This is a genomic window from Moraxella sp. TY6, from assembly GCF_048551375.1.
Classification (GTDB): Bacteria; Pseudomonadota; Gammaproteobacteria; order Pseudomonadales; family Moraxellaceae; genus Faucicola.
Genome location: NZ_JBLYZJ010000014.1, coordinates 44,891 through 63,422 on the forward strand (window position 1 = coordinate 44,891; position 18,532 = coordinate 63,422).

The window sequence follows — 18,532 nt, forward strand, 5'->3', positions numbered from 1 at the left end:
GGACTTAAGCATTCCACCCCTACCAAAATTTATATTGTTACCCCTCAACTTGAATGGGTGTATCCGTCAAATAACGTGTCACAAGCAACTGGTCGATTTTATGATGGTCGATATCCACCACTTCAAATTTATAACCATGATGCTCGACAAAATCAGCAGGACGTGGGATTTTTCGTAATTTATACATCATAAACCCTGCCAAGGTTTCATAATTATCCCATTCTGGGAAGTCTTCAATATCCAAGGCATGCTTTACATCCTCGATGGGGGTAATGCCATCAATCAGCCATGAATGCTCATCACGTTGGATGATTTGCTGTTCATCTTCCATTGGTGCGACCCAATCACCCATCACCGTCATCATAATGTCCGACAGGGTAATCACGCCCACCACGAGAGCATATTCGTTCATCACCACGGCAAATTTTTCTTTACTGGCTCGAAAGCGGTCAAGTAGCTCGGACAACGTCAACGCATCAGGCACGATTAACACATTACGAATGGTGGTTTCATTCAATAATAATTGGGATTTATTGCTTAAAATTTTGACCAGAATGTCTTTGGTATCCACATAACCGATAACATGGTCAATATTTTCATTACACACCAAAAATTTAGAATATGGATAATCAGCAATCTTTTGTTGAATACTTTCGGCTGACTCCCCCAAGGTAAAATACACCACATCTTCACGAGTGGTCATACTCGATGGTACATTGCGTTCTTCTAGCTCAAATACATTTTCGATAAAATGATGTTCTTGTTTAAGTAACACGCCCGCCTGAGCCCCTGCATCCACCACTGCAGAAATGTCATCAAAGGTGATATTATCATCTCGGATAGTGTTAATTTTTAAAATCCGAAAAATCATATTTGACAGCATATTAAGTAGCCACGCCAATGGCTTACACAGCATAACAAACCATGAAATCGGCTTAATCACCGCCACTGCCACACGCTCTGGAGCAATCATGGCAAGGCGTTTGGGAATCAAATCGGCAAATAAAATAAATGACAAGGTGACAAAGGTAAACGACAGTACAAACGAAATGGTTTCGAGCATTTCACCTGTATAAAAAGGAGCAATCAGTTTGGCAAAATAGGGTCGAAACGCCCCCTCGCCCAAGATACCACCCAAAATGGCGATGGCATTTAGCCCAATTTGTGAGGAAGCCAAAAAATCGGCAGAATGACTTTGTAAAGTTAGCACTTTATCGGCACGCTCATCGCCTGCCTCTGCCATTAGTTTGAGTTTGATTTTTCTTGCCCCAGCAAGGGCGATTTCGGACAAAGATAAAAACCCTGCCAAAGCAATCAAAACCGTGATAATCAATATGTTTTGCAATAAATCCACGAGACACCGTGTTGATAGTTTTTTAAAATAAATTAAAATAAAGTTGGTTAATAATCGTAGTATCTCACTACATTAGCATAATCTAGCATAATTCTCTGTTAAATTTTACAACATTTTTTTAAACTGCATAAAAAATCCCCAATACAGGATTGAGGATTTTTGGGGGAATAATAATGAAAACAATCTTCCCAATAATACAAATTACACACGTTCAATAATGGTCGCAATACCTTGACCAAGACCGATACACATGGTGGCAAGACCGATTTGGGTGTCTTGTTGTTCCATGACGTTTAGTAGCGTAGTGGTAATTCTCGCACCCGAACAGCCCAATGGATGACCCAACGCAATCGCACCACCATTTAAGTTGACGATATCCAAACGGTCTTGTAAGTTTAGACCTTTTAACACTGACAAACCTTGAGCAGCAAAGGCTTCGTTTAGCTCGATGGTTTGGATATCTTCAAGGCTCATGCCTGCACGTTTTAGGGCTTTTTGGGTAGCAGGGACAGGACCATAACCCATGATAGCGGCATCACAACCAGCCACTGCCATTGAGCGGATTCTTGCACGAGGGGTCAAGCCCAAATCTTTGGCTTTTTGAGCAGACATGATGAGCATCGCAGACGCACCATCAGATAGGGCAGATGAAGTCGCTGCCGTCACTGTACCACCTTTGGGGTCAAATACAGGGCGTAATGCTTGGAATGCTTCAAGGTTAGCATCTGGACGAATCACTTCGTCAATGGTGCAAAGCTGTAAATTACCTGCTTCGTCATGTCCTTCGATACCGATGATTTCTTTGTCAAAACGACCTTGTTGGGTCGCTTCCCATGCACGGCGGTGCGATTCAACACCAAACGCATCTTGTTCAGCACGGCTGATATTGTTCATACGACCGAGCATTTCTGCGGTCAAGCCCATCATATTTGAGGCTTTGGCGTAGTGCTTTGAGGCTTCTGGGTTGAGGTCGATACCGTGCATCATGCCAACGTGTCCCATGTGTTCCACGCCACCGATGATGAATACATCACCTTGATTAGTCATAATTTGGGCAGCAGCGGTGTGTAGGGCTTGCATTGATGAGCCACATAGACGGTTAACGGTTTGTCCACCTGCGGTTTTTGGAATATCAGCCAATAGACCAATATTGCGACCGATGTTCATGCCTTGCTCTAGAGTTTGGTTAACACAGCCCCAAATCACGTCTTCAACCAGTTTGGTATCAAACGGATTGCGTTCAACCAACGCTTTAACAAGCTGGGCTGACATACTGTCGGCACGCACGTTACGAAACATACCGTTTTTGGATTTACCCATGGCGGTACGCACGCCATCGACAATTACCACATCTTTTGGACTTAGTGTAGTCATTTTTATTCCTTAAAAACTTATTAATTTGTATGAATTAATCGAATTTTAATCCCCCTAAATCCCCCTTTTTCAAAGGGGGACTTCTCCCCTCCTTTATCTAAAGGAGGGGTTGGGGGAGGATTTTTCATTAATAAAACGTTTTGCCATTTTGTGCCATGTCACGAAGCATTTGTGGGGCTTCGTAGGCTTTGCCAAGATGGGCATATTTATCGCACAATGCCACGTATTCAGCCACGCCAACTTGGTCGATATAACGGCATGGGCCACCACGGAACGGTGGGAAACCAATACCCATAATCATCGCCATATCCGCTTCGGCAGGGGTGGCTACGATGTTATCTTCTAGGCAACGTACCGTTTCATTACACAAGGCAACCATCATACGGTCAACGATTTCTTGGTCGTCAAAGGCTTTTGGTGCGTCAACGACTGCTTTTAGCACGTCTAGGGTCGCTGGGTCAGCTTTTTTGGCAGGTTTACCTTTTTTGTCGACTTCATATTTATAGAAGCCCACGCCATTTTTTTGACCCAAACGGTTGGCTTCAAACAAGGCTTGAATACTGCCTTTGTAGTCAGGTTTCATGCGGTCTGGGAAGCCATCTGCCATCACTTCTGCACCGTGTACCCCTGTATCTAAGCCAACCACGTCAATGAGGTAAGCAGGGCCCATCGGCCAGCCGAATTTTTCCATGACTTTATCGATTTGTTGGAAGTCTGCCCCTTGTTTTAGCAACAAGTCAAACGCCCCAAAATAAGGGAATAACACACGGTTTACCAAGAAACCAGGGCAATCATTGACGACAACTGGCACTTTACCCATACGTTCTGCTAGAGCAACGGTGGTGGCAATCGCTTCATCAGATGATTTTTCGCCACGGATAACTTCAACCAATGGCATTTTATGCACTGGGTTAAAAAAGTGCATACCCACGAAGTTTTCTGGGCGTTCTAGTACAGAAGCCAAGTAAGTAATTGAAATAGTTGAAGTATTTGATGCTAAGATGGCATCTTTTTTCACCAAACCTTCGACTTCTTTTAACACAGCATGTTTGACTTTTGGATTTTCGACAACGGCTTCAATGACAATGTCCGTTGCACCAAAGTCGCCATAGTTCAAGGTTGGGCGAATTAGGCTTAAGGTTTTGCCCATTTGCTCGCCTGTCACTTTACCACGAGCCATACCGCTGGCTAGGTGTTTGGTGGCTTCCGACATACCCAAATCAAGCTGTTCTGACTTGATGTCTTTCATGATGATTGGCAAGCCTTTTGAGGCGGATTGATAAGCGATACCACCGCCCATGATACCTGCTCCCAATACGGCAGCTTCTTTGATTTCGTGAGCTTTGGCACTGTGTTGTTTTGCCATTTTTTTGACGGCTTGGTCGTTTAAGAATAGACCAACAAGGCTGGCAGCTTGTGGGGTTTTGGCAGCTTTAGCAAAGGCAGAAGACTCCACTTCGATGGCTTTATCACGTGGTAAATTCACGTGTTTTTCAATCGCTTCTAACGCAATTTTTGGGGCTGGGTATTGAGCAGGATTGGCTTTTGAGAACAATACGCCTTTGGCAGAATTGAACGCCATCGCTTGTTCAAGTTGATTAAGGGTAATTGGGTTGATTTTTTCAGCATGGCGAGCTTTCCAGTTTAGGTCGCCTTTGATAGCTTTTTTGACCAAATCAATCGCTGATTGTTCAAGGCTATCTGCTGATACCACTGCATCGACCATACCTACTTTCAATGCTGCATCAGGTTTTTGTGTCGCACCGCCAGCGATGATTTCAAGGGCATTGTCCACACCAATGATACGAGGCAAACGCACCGAACCACCGAAGCCAGGGAAAATACCCAATTGGGTTTCTGGCAACGCAATCACGGCTTTGTCGCTCATCACACGGTAGTCACACACCAAGGTCATCTCACAACCGCCACCCATCGCAGCCCCATTGATGGCAGCGACTTTAGGGAAGGGTAAATCTTCAAAACGGTTAAAAATTTGGTTGATATCCAACACCCATTTGGCGATGTCAGCTTCGTCTTTTTTGAACGACTCAACAAATTCAGTGATATCCGCCCCTGCGATAAAGACTTTTTTGCCAGAAGTGACGATAACACCTTTTACATCTTTGGCATTTTCTAGGGATGTGACCGCTTCGCCAAACTCTTTGACAGTCGCTTGGTCAAATTTATTGACGCTGTCGGTTTTATTATCGTAATTTAGCTTCGCAATGCCATCTTCAAGCAAAGTGACGCTAATGTTATTTCCTTGGTATATCATGGATAACTCCTTGATTTGTGAAAAGATTTATGGAATTGTATAAAGATACCTAAGTCCATGTGCAAAGCAACTGCCTTAAAAAATACGCAAAAGCATCTTTAAAACAACAAAAAACAAAGCGGTTGAGTGGTTAATTTCAATCGTGGCTAGTTTACTATACTTATAGGTTATGATTGAGGGCGATTTTGCCAAACTCAAATGACTATCTAGTCATAATCTTGCCAGCCATCATGTGTCAGCCGATTGGGTTAAACGATTCGTTTGACATAACTATCCGCCAATTCTATCGCATTGACGGTGATTTGTAGTTGCCCTGTCAAATGAATGTGGCTTTCGACCTGCATCAAATGTTGAGCAATATTATCTGCTATCAATTGGCAAAATTGGCTCTTTAACGCCTCGCTTCGCCCTTTGACCAAATACAAAGTCACAGCAATAAAAGCCTGATGGCTGTGTGGCTCTAACCCAATACACTCAGCGTCCGCTTTGTGCCAACGAGCCTTGATGGCAGTTGCAGGGGTAAAATGTCCTGTATCAAATAAGGCTTGATTCAGCGTGGACAATAAGGCAGTTGGTTGTTTTAACTCAATATTTCGACTGGTTTCAATGATAAGATGGGGCATGACTTTATTCCTATTGTAGATTGTGAAATCTCCCCCAACCCCCTCTTTGCAAAAGAGGGGGCTTTGTCCTGTGCATAGATTTGGTTTAAGGGTAAAAACCTCTCTCTAAAAAAGATTAGATTTCGCCCTATTCACCAATTTATTTTTAGGCAAAAGTCCCCCTTTGGAAAAGGGGGATTTAGGGGGATTTTTAGTTAATCATTTGCTTTTGTTTCAGCTAATTTTTCCTCAACCACATGATAAACAAATTCGATTATATTATAAGGTGCATCATCAATCCTGCGTAATCTCGACAAAACTCGCCCCAAGGGCATTTGCCAAATCCTGCGGACTTAATTCAATCTCTAGCCCTCGCCGTCCTGCACTACAAAACATGGTCACCAAATCTTTGGCAGTGATATCAATCACCGTGGGCAAGCGTTTTTTCTGACCCAACGGACTGACACCGCCCAACACATAGCCAGTAGTACGCTCCACCAGTTTTGGGTCTGCCATGTCCATCTTTTTTAGCCCTACGGCTTTGGCGATTTTTTTGAGATTGAGCCGATGCTCGACAGGCACGACTGCCACTGCCACTGCCAATTTGCCATGCTCATCTGCCACCACCAAGGTCTTAAACACCCTTGCAGGGTCAACGCCCATTTTTTCGGCAGCCTCTAGTCCATAGCTGTCGCTGTTGGGGTCGTGTTGATACTCATGGATTTGGAAATTTAGCTTTAATTTTTTGGCAATATTAATGGCAGGGGTCATGGTATTTTCTCAATAGCAAACAAACCTAAAATCCTACCCATTATGCAAATTTTTGCCAAAAAAAACCAGTCAGCACAGGGCGACTGGTCGATAACATTACAATTTAAAACATTGTTAAAAAATTGCGATGCCAATTATTAGCTATTTTTAGATACCATGTAATCCACGGCTGATTTAACATCCGCATCTGAAGCCGTGCTACCACCTTTTGGTGGCATAACACCGTTTTTACCTGTAAAACCTTCAATAGCGTGCTTATATAGGGTATCTTTGCCTTGAGCGATACGAGGTGACCATGATGCTTTATCGCCAAATTTCGGAGCCCCCATCAAGCCTGTTTCATGGCACGTTTTACAAGTGCTAGCATATAATGCCTCGCCTGCATTTGCCCCACCTGCAGTCGCAGTGGCTGTCATGGCACTACTTGCTGGAGCGGTGGTCATTTGAGCGGTTGGGGTCGCTTTTTCTTTTGATACAGGGGCTGGGTTATTGGCACGAGCGATTTCGCCTTGTTCGGCGGCGATTTCTTCGGTAGGTTTATGTTCGGCAGATTCGTGCTTGCTACAAGCCGTCATGCTCATCAATACGCTTGCCAATAAAACGGCAGATTTGGTGTTTAACAGTGCCATCATCTATTCCTCAAATGTTTGAATCTATTCAAATATGCTATTGCTTGGTCAGCGATGTTACTAGCCCAACAGATTGTTAATACTAACAAAAACCACTCACAATAAATGGTTGGCATCAACAATCGGCAAGTATTTGGCTACCTGCAACTGTACGTTTGTTACTTACTTACGTGCATTATAGCACTTTCTTGGTATTGTGACAGTATTCTAACACAGGTTTTCACACAATATCATTTATCTAAGTAAGGGTATTGGTTGGGCAGTATGGATAACGAACAATTTTATACGAATTGTGCATAAAAATCTTGACTTTAATATGGTTTTTGGATAAAATTCACGCCTATTTTTGTTTTCCTAATCTGAGCTGATGTCTTGCGTGGGTCAGCAAGGCTAATAACGACCTATACAGCCAGATTAATGTCCCTTGCCCATTAAATTCGCTGAACTAACAGCTAGACTTAAGGAGTCTTCATGCCAGCAGTAAAGGTAAAAGAGAACGAACCAGTTGATATCGCTATCCGCCGTTTCAAACGTGCTTGTGAAAAAGCAGGCATCTTGGCAGACGTACGTAAACACGAGTTTTATGAAAAACCAACCCAAGAACGTAAACGCAAAAAAGCGGCTGCGGTAAAACGTTACAAAAAGAAAATGTCACGTGATTCAGTCCGCACCACTCGTCTTTACTAATATAATCAAGGTCTATTATTCCTTTTGTGAAATATGACCTATTAAGACGAATAAAGCCACTTTTTTAAGTGGCTTTTTTATCATCATATCAATAACAAGGAGTAACCCATGAGTGCCTTAAAAAACACCTTAACCGAAACCGTCAAAACCGCCATGAAAGCCCGTGAACTTGAAAAAGTCAAAGTGCTACGCAATGTGCAAGCGGTCATCAAACAAATCGAAATCGACCGCCAAATCGAGCTTGACGATGCAGGTGTATTAGAAATTTTGCAAAAACAAACCAAACAACGTCAAGAGTCATTGGCAATTTTTACCGCCAATGGGCGTGAAGACTTGGCTCAAAAAGAACAATTTGAAATTGATATCATCAGCGAATTTTTACCCCAAGCCATGAGCGAAGATGAAGTGGTGGTGTTGGTAGAAGCCGAAATCGCCAAGCAAGGGGCGACAGGCATGCAACAAATGGGTAGCGTAATGAATGCCCTAAAAGCCCAAACCGCAGGACGTGCTGACCCAGCGTTAATTTCTAAATTGGTCAAAGCAAAATTGGCTTGATTGGCACAAACATCAAATTCACAATAAGGTATTTTGGTAGGGGCGTATTGTATACGCCCCTTTTGTAAGGTGAGTTAAAAGTACCATGTAAAGCCAACATCTATATTAAAATTGGCACATTTCCGTTCGTGGTGAGCTTGTCGAACCATAGCGGAAACCGACCCTTCGACAGGCTCAGGGCGAGCGGTTTGCGTACCAAAAAATAATTTCTATGGCTATATCATATTGAACGTTTTTCAAGCTAATTGGTTATCCCTCACCGCCTTAATGCCTTGGTCGGATGCCCATGCCAAAATATCTTCTCGCTTCAATGCTGTTGCCATCAGGTCTGGGAATTGGTCAGGCGTACAGGCAAACACAGGGCATTCCATACTGGCAAAAATCCCTGCCAAATTCGCATCATACGCAGGTTTGCCATCATCGCTCAATGCCAGTAGCGTAATCACATTCACGCCTTGTTTTTTAAGCGTTGCAATTCGCCCTATCAATTCTTGCTGATTACCACCCTCATATAAATCTGTAATCAAAATCAAATGCGTCTTGGACGGCTGTTCGATTTTATTGGCACAGTAGGCGACTGCTTGATTGATGTCCGTACCACCGCCCAACCGCACCCCAAACAGCACGCTGACAGGGTCTTTTAAATCTTCCGTCAAATCAACAATGGCGGTATCAAAGCATACCAGTTTGGTTTTGACGCTAGGAATGGATGCCATCACTGCCCCAAAAATCGCACTATACACCACCGAGCTTGCCATACTGCCCGATTGGTCAACGCACAAAATCACTTCGTCAAGGTCGGTCATACGGCGGTTTTGGCGTAAAAATCCCACCAATTTTTCGGGGACAATGGTCTGATGCTCGGCTTGATAATGGCGTAAATTCGCCCCAATGGTGCGTGACCAGTCGATATCATTAAAGCGTGGGCGAAAGGTACGTTTGGATTTATTGACTGCCCCACGAATGGCTTCGGTGGTTTTTTGCTCAAGGCGTTTCATCAGTTCATCCACCACCTTTTTGATGACCTCACGAGCGGTATCAAGGGTTTTTTCTGGCATGGCGGAACGTAGGCTGACAAGGTCGGCAACGAGATGCACATCGGCTTCCATCACTGCCAAAAACTCAGGTTCAAGGAGCATTTGCTTAAGACCCAAGCGGTCAAAGGCATCTTTCTGCACGACTTGGACGACTGAGCTTGGAAAAAACTCACGGATATCACCGAGCCATTTGGCAACTTTGGGGGCGGAGCGACCTAAGCCTCCACGCCCTTTTTTATCGTCCTGTCCGTCACCGTAAAGGGCGGATAGGGCTTGGGATAGGCGTTGGTCACGTTCACCAAGGCTTTGGTTGTCGTCATCGACCCCTAGCACCAATTGCCATCGGCGAGATTGTTCGTTAGGGTCATTTATGTCAGTCGTTTGCATTGTTTTTCTCATTCAGATTTAAGCAAAAATATCGCTTGTTGTTTTAGGTCGTAGGTTGGGTCGAAGTATGAGACCCAACAAATTTAACCAATATCCATATTTTTGATGTTGGGTTTCGCAGGCTCAACCCAACCTACGTTATTAAACATAGTTCCATTGTTCTTTCTTATCATAATCATGGTAGGTTGGGTCGAAGTATGAGACCCAACAGTTTAACCAATATCCATATTTTTAATGTTGGGTTTCGCAGGCTCAACCCAACCTACGGTTATTACATTTCCAATAAAATTAAATTGGTAAATTTTCTCATTGCCACTATAATCATCAATCAAACATCAAATTTTGAAAGATATGCAATATCGTAGATTCTATCAGCATGGAGCAACCTATTTTTTCACCATTAATCTAGCTGATAGACGCAGTGATTTGCTCGTTCAAAACATTGACCTTTTACGCACGGCTTTCAAAACGGTAAAAGATAATCACCCTTTTCACATTGATGCCATCGTGGTTTTGCCAGACCATATCCATACATTATGGACGTTGCCAGCGGACAATGCGGATTATTCAATTCGCATTCGTCTGATAAAATATTACTTTTCTCATGCTTTAGAAATACAAGAACATGAGGTAATTTCCAAAAGTCGCCAAAGAAAACAAGAACGTGGTATATGGCAACGCCGTTTTTGGGAACATTGTATTCGTAATGAGCAAGACTATCTTGCTCACATCAATTATATTCATCTTAACCCTGTCAAACATGGGCTAGTCACGCAAGTTAAAGACTGGGAATTTTCTTCGTTTCATCTATTTGTCGCTCGTGGTGATTTGCCAATCGATTGGTTTGGTTAAGTGTAATGGGGTTGCTGTAGGTTGGGTCGAAGTATGAGACCCAACGTAAGTTATTGATGAAGTTGGGTTTCGCAAGCTCAACCCAACCTACAAACCATTATTTCATTGTTCACCAAATTTTATTGTCACAATCATTGTGGGTTCGGGCAAAGGATAAAACTCAACATTAACCAACATCCATATTTCTAATGTTGGGTTTCGCAAGCTCAACCCAACCTACGTTATACGCCATAAGCTATTACTTAACCATCCACCCAATTTTGTTCCCCATTGAACAGTTTTTCAAGCACGCCCAATTGCTTTTGCCATAGCGGATAAGCCTCAGCATTTGGCGTATAGCCTGTTTGGCGTTGTTTGCCTTGCGTCACTCGCTCTAACAAATGCTTGCGTTCAAGGGCATCCAGACCTGCAAACACACGGCGGAATAATGGCAAATACTCAACAAATTCCTCACCATTTAACCCAATCAGCCATTGCTTGACTACGCCCAGTAACACTTCATCAAACAGTAAAGTTTGCGTTGCCCCTTGAAAAAACCCTGCAAAAAACTGAGCCGATTCTGCGGTGGCAATGGCAGGGGATAACGCCCTTTGCAAAGTGTCTTCAAGCGATTGATTATCGATTTTTTCGGCTTGATATAGCAGACGATTACACAGCCCAATTAACAGACTATGCGTGTGCGTAGCTTGGTTTTTACCCAACAAACCATGTGCAATATCGCCCATCGCTTGCCACCACACAGCCATCACATCGTCATCCAACTCGCCCAATAGCAAGGCGTGGTGCGTGTCTTTGATGAGCGTGTGATAGCGTTCGGCGATGTCATTGTCAATTTGGCGAATGGCATACGGCAAGGCGATAGCGACTTTGATAGTGAGTTGGCGTACCAATTCGCCCACTTGCTCCAATGCCATCGTGCGAGCTGTGCCGTAGCGTTCTAGGTGAATCAAGGGCGATAAACTGCTTAATAACTCATCGGTGCTATCGGTTTGGTTGGCAAGTACGCCCAGTCGCCCAAGCCCTGTGTCGGTGGCATGGGGCAAATTGGCTTGCAGTGCCAGTTGCACATCGCTCACCAGTCGGCTTAACTGCTGGGTGTTGGTCATGGTTTCGGCAAGTTTGTTGTTAGACGCTTGCTCAATGGTGTTGCCATACACAAGGTTTTCCACCAGTTCAACGGAAAATTCAGGTTGCCATTCTAATAGCCATTTTTCTCGGAACGTGCCACGACTGCTACCGCTATCGAGTAACTTGCCCCAATTTACCCCCAAAATCCGCAAACGGTGCAATAACTGCGATTTTTTTAGCCCTGCGTCACTGCGTAAATCGAGCGAAATTTCTTTGGCAAGGCTTTCTGGGGCGAGTTTGGTTTGCTTTTGTAGGCGTTGCAAGTCTTCAAGCAAAGGGGCTAACGGCATATCGTCTGGGATTTGCCCCACTTGATTACCCAATAACAATGACGCTTCGATTTGTCGCCACAAAATCGGCTCACCAAAACACAGGCAAGCAATGGCACTTTCGGTCAATTCTTCAAAGCCCACAGACGGACGCTGTCGCACACTGGCAAGGCTTTGGCTAAGGCGTACCGCTTCGATGACGGAGGCGGTAGAGATGACCTGCCCTTGCTCTCGCAACGCTTGGGCGACTTTGGCAAGCCAATGTTCGGCGTGGTCGTGGCGGTCACGGCTTTGCCATAGGTGCAAATACCACATCGGCGACTTCACGCCTGCCCCATAGCCAGATTGACTTGCCAAACGGGGCGATGTCCACGGAATCCATGTGGTTTTGACCTTGGACGGTGCAAGTTTTTTGGGTAAATTTTTGATAATGGCGGTGTCGGTTTTGGCGGTGAAATTGATAGCCTTGCCATCTTTGTCGGTTAATTGTTTTGCCAAAGTGGGGTCTAACGCAGGCACGTGCCACGCCCCACACACCACCACAATCACCTCATCATCATTGGCGGACTTTTGAACACTGGCGATTTGCTGACGCATATAGGCTTCACGTTCGTTGTCCGATTCGGTGATGTCGCCATAGTCGATAAGGCGTTGGCGTAGCGATAACATGGCGTTGGCGACAGCGTTAAACACGGCTAAATCCTGTCTGATACCTTCCCCAAAAGTCACATTAGCTTCGTCAAACTCGCTTGCTGTACTAGATGTACTATCTTCGCTCGTTTTCCTCGCTACTAAGTCTTTTGGGTCTTTTGGGTTTGGTCTCAAATGGCTATTAGATGAGTTTGGATAAGTTTGTTCAATAATATCATTCCACCAGTCTTCGCCGTCTTCATAACCTGCCAAATTCGCCAAAATGCCAATGGGGTCATGCGACAGTTGCAACGCAAATTTATCATCATCGCTTAACGGCTGTTGTTCCGCTAGTTGGGGCGATTCGTCAAAGCCGACATCGTGGGGAGTATCGTTTGTTTGTCCAATTTGCTGTTCAGTTTCGCTTTTACCTTGCTTGTCGTTTTGCTGGTCATTTTGTTTATCATGTTTTAAGGCTTGTTGTTCTTTAAATTGCTCAATTTCAAGCAGATTTTTTGCCAATTTGACCGACACAGGCAAATCAATAAACGCCACTTCCACATGATGCTTCACCGCCCATAGCGTGGCTTGGTATTCTGGCGAAAATTCGGTAAATGGATAATAAAAATGCAAATCGGGCGATTCGGTGGCATACGCCAACAATGCGACAGGCGGTTTCATCTGATGGTGAGCGAGTAGGGGCAATAAGTCGCTACAATCACTCGCCCCTTCAATCAGCACTTTGGTGGGCTTGAGGGCATCGAGTACCGAAAGCAGACGAGTGGCTGAACCAACGCCATGATGACGAATACCGAGGTAATAGGTCTTGGAAGTGGGGGTTTTGGTGGATGACACAGTTATCCCTTTTTTATTTTTTCTAAAATTTGTTGTAGAGGCGTATTGCATACGCCCTATAGAAAAAACTGGTAATTTGGGCGTATACAATACGCCCCTACGATTATGCAATCCAATTTATAAAACATCATTCAAATGATGATAAAATTGGGCGTAGTCTTTGCGTTTTTTGAGTACCGTTTCGAGGTATTCTTCAAGTACCGCTTTGTCTTGCACAGGGTCTTTGACAATCGCCCCCACAAGGTTACTGCTAATAGTTTCGGCAGACAATTCCCCATTACCAAACCAATTGGCTTGGCTCAAACTACCCACCATCACGGCGATTGCTTCGGCGGTGGACAGGTTGCCTGTGGGGGATTTTAGAGCGATTTTGCCGTCTAAGGTTTCGCCCCCACGCAATTCTCGGAACATGGTAACGACTTTTTCGATTTCGCTAATGGCATTGGTCGGTACAGGCAATTGCAAGTTTTCGCCCATTTCGCTGACACGGCGAGCGACAATGCGGATTTCTTCGCTCATGTCATCAGGCAATGGCAACACCACCACGTTAAAACGGCGTTTGAGAGCGGAAGACAGTTCATTCACGCCTTTGTCACGGTTGTTGGCGGTGGCGATGATGTTAAAGCCTTTTTTGGCAAATACGGCATCGTTTAGCTCTGGAATTGGGAGCATTTTTTCGGACAAAATGGTAATCAAAGTATCCTGCACATCCGACCCCATGCGAGTGAGTTCCTCTAGCCGACATAGCGTGCCTTGCTCCATCGCACGGTATAAGGGGGTCGGCACAAGTGCCTCACGGCTAGGACCTTTGGCGAGCAGTTGGGCGTAGTTCCAGCCGTAGCGGACTTGGTTTTCATCCGTGCCTGCGGTACATTGAATCACTCGGGTGCTATCGCCTGAAATCCCTGCGGACAGGTGTTCGGATACCCATGACTTTGCCGTGCCAGGTACGCCTAGCAGTAGCAAGGCTCGGTCGGTGGCGAGGGTGGCGACTGCGGTTTCGATGAGTCTGCGGTTGCCGACATATTTTTCGCTGATGACTGTGCCATCGCTGGTTGTACCGCCCATCAGGTATTTGACGACTGCTTGGGGGGAGAGATGCCAGTTAGTGGGTTTTTGGGTGGGGTTGTCTGCGTCATCTCGTTTGAGTGCGTCAAGTTCGTGTTGGTAGATGATTTCGGCAGGTTGGCGTAATATGTCGGTCATTTGGGTGTTCCTTTTTGAATTTGGTAAATATGGCTAAAATTATTGCGGTTCAAATTGCATCAGTTCATAAAGTTTGGATGAAAACTGTTCCATGCGTTCCTGTAATGCAAGTGTAGAAAAGAAGTTATCTGAGCGAGCTTTGTAAAACTTGTGGTAAATACTTAGCATTCTTTCTTCAATTTTGGGTGCTTTTGGGTTCGCCCCATTTGCAATTAGGGTTTTAATCGCTGTAAAAATATTTTCACTTTCATCCAATACAACGATGATATTCATTAGCGTAATACCATCTTTTTCACTATCCATAAAATCTGCTCCACTTAGCATATTATAAAGTGGTTCAGAATAAGGCTCATCATCCAATTGTACTTTTGCCCCATATTCTAATAAGCACGCTAAAAGTTTAGGATTTGTTAAAATATTGTAGTATGAGAATGTCGATAACGCTTTATTGCGAATTAAATCCTTCTTAGCATTTAAAATCAGCTCAACAGTTGCGACATCTTCAGTTCCATAAAGATAAAATTTAAATAACTTTTGCCAAAATTCATTACTAAAATCATAGTTATTTTGTTCTAAAATCCATTGAATCATGTCAGTTGATAAATGATGTGTACCGAAGTCTTTAGCTGTGGCGAATAAAATATGCTCAATACCGCCACGTTCATAAGCATTAACTTCGCATTGTAAAAGTTCTTGTTTTAACGTATCCCAATCTTGAGCAACAATTAAATCCCTAAAATTCTTCGGCAAGGTCTTTTTTAATTTCGCCATTTTATGCTTCCTTTTATTTTAATTGTCGATTAAGGTCTAATACAGACAAAACAGGGTCAAATTTTGGTATCCCTTTATCAACCAATGTTTGATATGCCCACTCTGCCAATGGCTGTGGCAACATCATACCCAAATATTCCAAATCATCCGTTCTCCATTGATATCTTGCATCATCATCAGTAGATTCTTTGATATATTGGATGATTGCCTGCCAACGAGCGGATTGTTGGATTTTTTCCTTATCTGTAACCAATAAAGGCTTGCCGTTTAATAATGAAGCCAGTTTTTCATACGCAATATCAGCTTCATAAAATAACCGAGCTATTATCGCTTGGATTGTTTGCTCATCAAATCGTGACCAAAGATAGGATAGATAGTACAATCTTGCCCCATTTTCCATGCTAATGATATAGTCACACAGCTTGTTGGTAATCGCTGGTAAATACACATCTGGCAAATTAACCGCCATATTTTCGATTAAAATAGTATTCAAATCGATACTCGTGTGTAGGTTCTCAAAGTTCTCAAAATGCCACACTTCAATGAGTTGTGCCAAACTCAAGCCAAATACTTCGGCAAAATCATTTAAATCTACTTGCTTTAATCGCTCGCCTCGCAAAGCCATTAATTTATCACTCGCCAACTTTTTTGGGATTAAAGATTGGCTTTTATCTTCTCTTTTGGTTTTTAGATGAAAATAATCTTTTAATTCTTGGGCAAGTGTTAGGCTGTCATCTGCTTCATTGTCTTGACTGCTATTGGATAACTTGTTTTTTTTGGCAGACTTCACTGACTTAACCGCTTGTGTAGCGTTATTGGTACTCGATGAAACCTCTTTACCTAGCCATTGAATCCACGGTGAATACACCACATGAATACTGGTCGTATCTCTAAACTGATTAATTATTTCCAAGCCATGTTGTGGCAATAATACAAATCCTCGATACGCCAAGAATTGTAAAAATAATTGCTCTTTTCTTAGCACATACATCTGCCCACGCTGTTTTTTAAATCGTGCGACTATCTCCCTGTTGAGATAGCTAAATTTGCTCGGGATAAATGGCAAGTCAAGGCTCGGTAAAATAGGTAACGGTTGCATTGAATTGGGGTCTATTGCCAATGCACTGTTATTCTCATTAGTTGATAATGGATGTTGTAGCATCATCGCTTGATATTGACTGGCAATCGCAAGGGCAACCAGCGATTTTTTAGGTTCAGCCACATTTGTCAAAACAGGGGCAAAATCACTCGGCACATCATTGATATTCAACAAACCGCCATCGCCCACTAACCAACGGCTATACAGACGCTCAAGTTTGTTAAAATCGTCCGTCACGGTTGTTTGTATTGTATTTAGTTCTGACATGACAACAACCCCCATTGCTCACTCACTACGCTTAACAACTGCCCTTTTAACCCATCCCACAACACAAACCCTGTGGCAAGCTCACTGCCTAATACCAAATCGGCAATGTTATCGTTACTTAGTCGTAGCCAATGCTTTTGCTCATCCATTTCACTTTCCACCGTCAGCCACCAATATTCGCCTTTGGCGACTTTCACCACTCGTCCTTTGGGTAGGGCATACGGCATCACCTCTAACCAAGGCATTTTGCCAAGCCATGCCTGATATTGTGTTATTAGTGGCTGGGTTGCCAAAGCTTGTGTTGGCGATTGATTAAATGATAAAGCAGATGACGGATAAATTAAAGGCTCAATCGCTGATAAAGCGACAGCATTTGACGTATTATTTGGGGTTGCTTGATTGTCAGTCGTTGTGTTAAATGCTTCATCTACCAAAGTGCTGATAGTTTCTTGCTGTAAAAAAAAGCCACGCAAGGGGATACGACTGGGATAAAAACACAACTCACCCACCATATAATTACCAAAGCCTAGCCCTGTTTGGCGTTTGCCTGCACTGGGGTGTTGGTAGTCGAGCAACAACGCAAATTGGGGAATATTGGGTTCAAGGTTATTTGGGTCGGCTAACCGCACTAGCCAAGTAGCATAGCTAATTAAACCGTCTTTTCGTACTTCGCTGATTTCGCCAATATTTTGCCAAATGCCTTGTAATTTTAGGGCGTTTGGATTTTCTAATACTTTATCTTTGCTTTCACCACTGGTCATTGCCCTGCGAGCATCTGGGTCGTTGGGGTTGGTTTGCCACGCTTGCGATAGTAGCACCAACCGCCCAAATGCTTGTACCAGATAATGCACTTGTTCGGCTTTGGGGCAGTTGGCAAGGGTTGCAGGGATTTCATCAATGCGACTGGCAAATCCTGTGGCTTTGGCATCATTGAGGCGAGCGGAGATTTGACGGCATTTGCTACTGGCATTGTCAATCAACGCCCCAAATCCCATACGGCATTGGTCTTGTAACCACTGTTCAAACTCGGTAAGCCCTGCTTGAATGGCGGAATCGGTGTCAGCTTTGAGTTTCTCGGCTCGTTTGACTTGTGTGGCTTGTTTTTTGGCAAGTTCTTCGGCGGATAAAGTCGGCTCGCTGTCAATGATTGGCGAATCGGTGACTTTCGCTTTGCTATTACTGTTGCTACTGGTTGCTTCGGCTTGGGTAGTAGCCGTTTTGCTGGTTTTTCGCCGTCTGCCAAGCCAATCACTGACCCAAGTCGGTGGGGTGGTTTGGGTAAATTGACTGGCATCATTGACATACATCAGCATGAGGGCTAAAGCGTGTTTACAGGGGAATTTGCGAGAGGGGCAGGTGCATTTGTAGCCGTGGTCATTGACATCAACGACCGTGTAATAGGGGTTTGAGCCAGAGCCTTGGCAATTTGCCCAAATAAGGTTTAAATTATCTGCACCGCCTTGGGCAGACCATTTGGCAGGTTTTAGCAGTTTTTTGGCAGAATCGTATGAGGATTGGTCAGGGGCAAGCGTTTGGATGGCTTCAAGGGTCAAGCTCATGATGTTCCCTTTTATCGTGAGGTTTTGTGTTTGATTTTATGGTTGGCGAATTTCCCTATTAAAGCCGAAAAAAAGGACTTTGGCAATGGCTAGAACAAAACCATACGACATTATTTGTCGTATAAAATCAATTTATAAAATAACGAGCAAAGCAAAAACCCCCACTCGACTGAGTGGGGGTTTACTTAAGAGGGTGTTGACGATGACCTACTCTCACATGGGCGA

At 44.0% G+C, this 18,532-nt stretch carries 15 protein-coding genes; 3 read left to right on the forward strand and 12 right to left on the reverse strand.

The genetic code is table 11. The features are described from left to right. Window positions 1–37: 37 nt before the first annotated feature. The 6 genes from ACK1U4_RS10015 to ACK1U4_RS10040 all read right to left on the reverse strand — a co-directional run bounded on the left by ACK1U4_RS10015 (window position 38) and on the right by ACK1U4_RS10040 (window position 7,005). Window positions 38–1,354, reverse strand: a complete 1,317-nt coding sequence (locus ACK1U4_RS10015) for a hemolysin family protein (RefSeq protein ID WP_419401449.1) — start codon at window positions 1,352–1,354, stop codon at window positions 38–40. 201 nt (window positions 1,355–1,555) lie between these two features. After that, complete coding sequence (gene fadA / locus ACK1U4_RS10020) at window positions 1,556–2,728, reverse strand: acetyl-CoA C-acyltransferase FadA (RefSeq protein WP_419401448.1); 1,173 nt, start codon at window positions 2,726–2,728, stop codon at window positions 1,556–1,558. 127 nt (window positions 2,729–2,855) lie between these two features. After that, window positions 2,856–5,003: a fatty acid oxidation complex subunit alpha FadB gene (gene fadB / locus ACK1U4_RS10025; RefSeq protein WP_419401447.1), complete on the reverse strand. Its 2,148-nt coding sequence runs from the start codon at window positions 5,001–5,003 to the stop codon at window positions 2,856–2,858. Window positions 5,004–5,251: 248 nt separating this feature from the next. Next, a complete protein-coding gene (locus ACK1U4_RS10030) occupies window positions 5,252–5,626 on the reverse strand; it encodes a 5-carboxymethyl-2-hydroxymuconate Delta-isomerase (RefSeq protein WP_419401446.1) in 375 nt (124 codons plus the stop codon). Window positions 5,627–5,899: 273 nt separating this feature from the next. Then, window positions 5,900–6,376 carry a Cys-tRNA(Pro) deacylase gene (ybaK, locus tag ACK1U4_RS10035; RefSeq protein ID WP_419401445.1) on the reverse strand — a complete coding sequence of 159 codons (477 nt, stop codon included), beginning with the start codon at window positions 6,374–6,376 and terminating at the stop codon, window positions 5,900–5,902. A gap of 137 nt (window positions 6,377–6,513) precedes the next feature. After that, complete coding sequence (locus ACK1U4_RS10040) at window positions 6,514–7,005, reverse strand: c-type cytochrome (protein ID WP_419401444.1); 492 nt, start codon at window positions 7,003–7,005, stop codon at window positions 6,514–6,516. Between the two features lie 471 nt (window positions 7,006–7,476). Between ACK1U4_RS10040 and rpsU the strand changes: the two genes are divergently transcribed. Next, window positions 7,477–7,692: a 30S ribosomal protein S21 gene (gene rpsU, locus ACK1U4_RS10045; RefSeq protein WP_419401443.1), complete on the forward strand. Its 216-nt coding sequence runs from the start codon at window positions 7,477–7,479 to the stop codon at window positions 7,690–7,692. A gap of 108 nt (window positions 7,693–7,800) precedes the next feature. Continuing rightward, the gene (locus ACK1U4_RS10050; protein WP_419401442.1) at window positions 7,801–8,247 is read left to right on the forward strand and encodes a GatB/YqeY domain-containing protein; all 447 of its coding nucleotides are present in this window, start codon (window positions 7,801–7,803) and stop codon (window positions 8,245–8,247) included. Between the two features lie 236 nt (window positions 8,248–8,483). On the opposite strand, the gene ACK1U4_RS10055 is transcribed toward ACK1U4_RS10050, so the two are convergent. Further along, entirely contained in the window at window positions 8,484–9,671 is a 1,188-nt protein-coding gene (locus tag ACK1U4_RS10055; RefSeq protein ID WP_419401441.1) for a VWA domain-containing protein, read from the reverse strand. A gap of 351 nt (window positions 9,672–10,022) precedes the next feature. Between ACK1U4_RS10055 and ACK1U4_RS10060 the strand changes: the two genes are divergently transcribed. Continuing rightward, on the forward strand, window positions 10,023–10,523 hold the full coding sequence (locus ACK1U4_RS10060; RefSeq protein ID WP_419401440.1) for an REP-associated tyrosine transposase: 501 nt from the start codon (window positions 10,023–10,025) through the stop codon (window positions 10,521–10,523). Window positions 10,524–10,765: 242 nt separating this feature from the next. Here the strand turns inward: ACK1U4_RS10060 and ACK1U4_RS10065 are convergent, their stop codons facing one another. From ACK1U4_RS10065 to ACK1U4_RS10085, 5 genes are all read right to left on the reverse strand, one after another. Further along, complete coding sequence (locus ACK1U4_RS10065; RefSeq protein WP_419401439.1) at window positions 10,766–13,405, reverse strand: DUF5682 family protein; 2,640 nt, start codon at window positions 13,403–13,405, stop codon at window positions 10,766–10,768. A gap of 117 nt (window positions 13,406–13,522) precedes the next feature. Then, window positions 13,523–14,611 carry an ATP-binding protein gene (locus ACK1U4_RS10070; protein WP_419401438.1) on the reverse strand — a complete coding sequence of 363 codons (1,089 nt, stop codon included), beginning with the start codon at window positions 14,609–14,611 and terminating at the stop codon, window positions 13,523–13,525. A gap of 39 nt (window positions 14,612–14,650) precedes the next feature. Then, a complete protein-coding gene (locus tag ACK1U4_RS10075; RefSeq protein ID WP_419401437.1) occupies window positions 14,651–15,382 on the reverse strand; it encodes a hypothetical protein in 732 nt (243 codons plus the stop codon). A 13-nt stretch (window positions 15,383–15,395) separates the two neighbouring features. After that, window positions 15,396–16,748, reverse strand: coding sequence for a hypothetical protein (locus ACK1U4_RS10080; RefSeq protein WP_419401436.1), 1,353 nt, complete (start codon window positions 16,746–16,748; stop codon window positions 15,396–15,398). Further along, a complete protein-coding gene (locus ACK1U4_RS10085) occupies window positions 16,736–18,307 on the reverse strand; it encodes an SWIM zinc finger family protein (RefSeq protein WP_419401435.1) in 1,572 nt (523 codons plus the stop codon). The genes ACK1U4_RS10080 and ACK1U4_RS10085 overlap by 13 nt, the downstream gene beginning before the upstream one ends. Window positions 18,308–18,532 lie beyond the last annotated feature (225 nt).

Bases quoted from the DNA above. Each gene is read 5' to 3' on its own strand.
- ACK1U4_RS10075 (WP_419401437.1), bottom strand. From the start codon at position 15,382: ATGGCGAAATTAAAAAAGACCTTGCCGAAGAATTTTAGGGATTTAATT.
- rpsU (WP_419401443.1), top strand. From the start codon at position 7,477: ATGCCAGCAGTAAAGGTAAAAGAGAACGAACCAGTTGATATCGCTATC.
- ACK1U4_RS10030 (WP_419401446.1), bottom strand. From the start codon at position 5,626: ATGCCCCATCTTATCATTGAAACCAGTCGAAATATTGAGTTAAAACAA.
- ACK1U4_RS10050 (WP_419401442.1), top strand. From the start codon at position 7,801: ATGAGTGCCTTAAAAAACACCTTAACCGAAACCGTCAAAACCGCCATG.
- ACK1U4_RS10060 (WP_419401440.1), top strand. From the start codon at position 10,023: ATGCAATATCGTAGATTCTATCAGCATGGAGCAACCTATTTTTTCACC.
- ACK1U4_RS10055 (WP_419401441.1), bottom strand. From the start codon at position 9,671: ATGCAAACGACTGACATAAATGACCCTAACGAACAATCTCGCCGATGG.
- ACK1U4_RS10070 (WP_419401438.1), bottom strand. From the start codon at position 14,611: ATGACCGACATATTACGCCAACCTGCCGAAATCATCTACCAACACGAA.
- ybaK (WP_419401445.1), bottom strand. From the start codon at position 6,376: ATGACCCCTGCCATTAATATTGCCAAAAAATTAAAGCTAAATTTCCAA.
- ACK1U4_RS10085 (WP_419401435.1), bottom strand. From the start codon at position 18,307: ATGAGCTTGACCCTTGAAGCCATCCAAACGCTTGCCCCTGACCAATCC.
- fadB (WP_419401447.1), bottom strand. From the start codon at position 5,003: ATGATATACCAAGGAAATAACATTAGCGTCACTTTGCTTGAAGATGGC.
- fadA (WP_419401448.1), bottom strand. From the start codon at position 2,728: ATGACTACACTAAGTCCAAAAGATGTGGTAATTGTCGATGGCGTGCGT.
- ACK1U4_RS10040 (WP_419401444.1), bottom strand. From the start codon at position 7,005: ATGGCACTGTTAAACACCAAATCTGCCGTTTTATTGGCAAGCGTATTG.
- ACK1U4_RS10080 (WP_419401436.1), bottom strand. From the start codon at position 16,748: ATGTCAGAACTAAATACAATACAAACAACCGTGACGGACGATTTTAAC.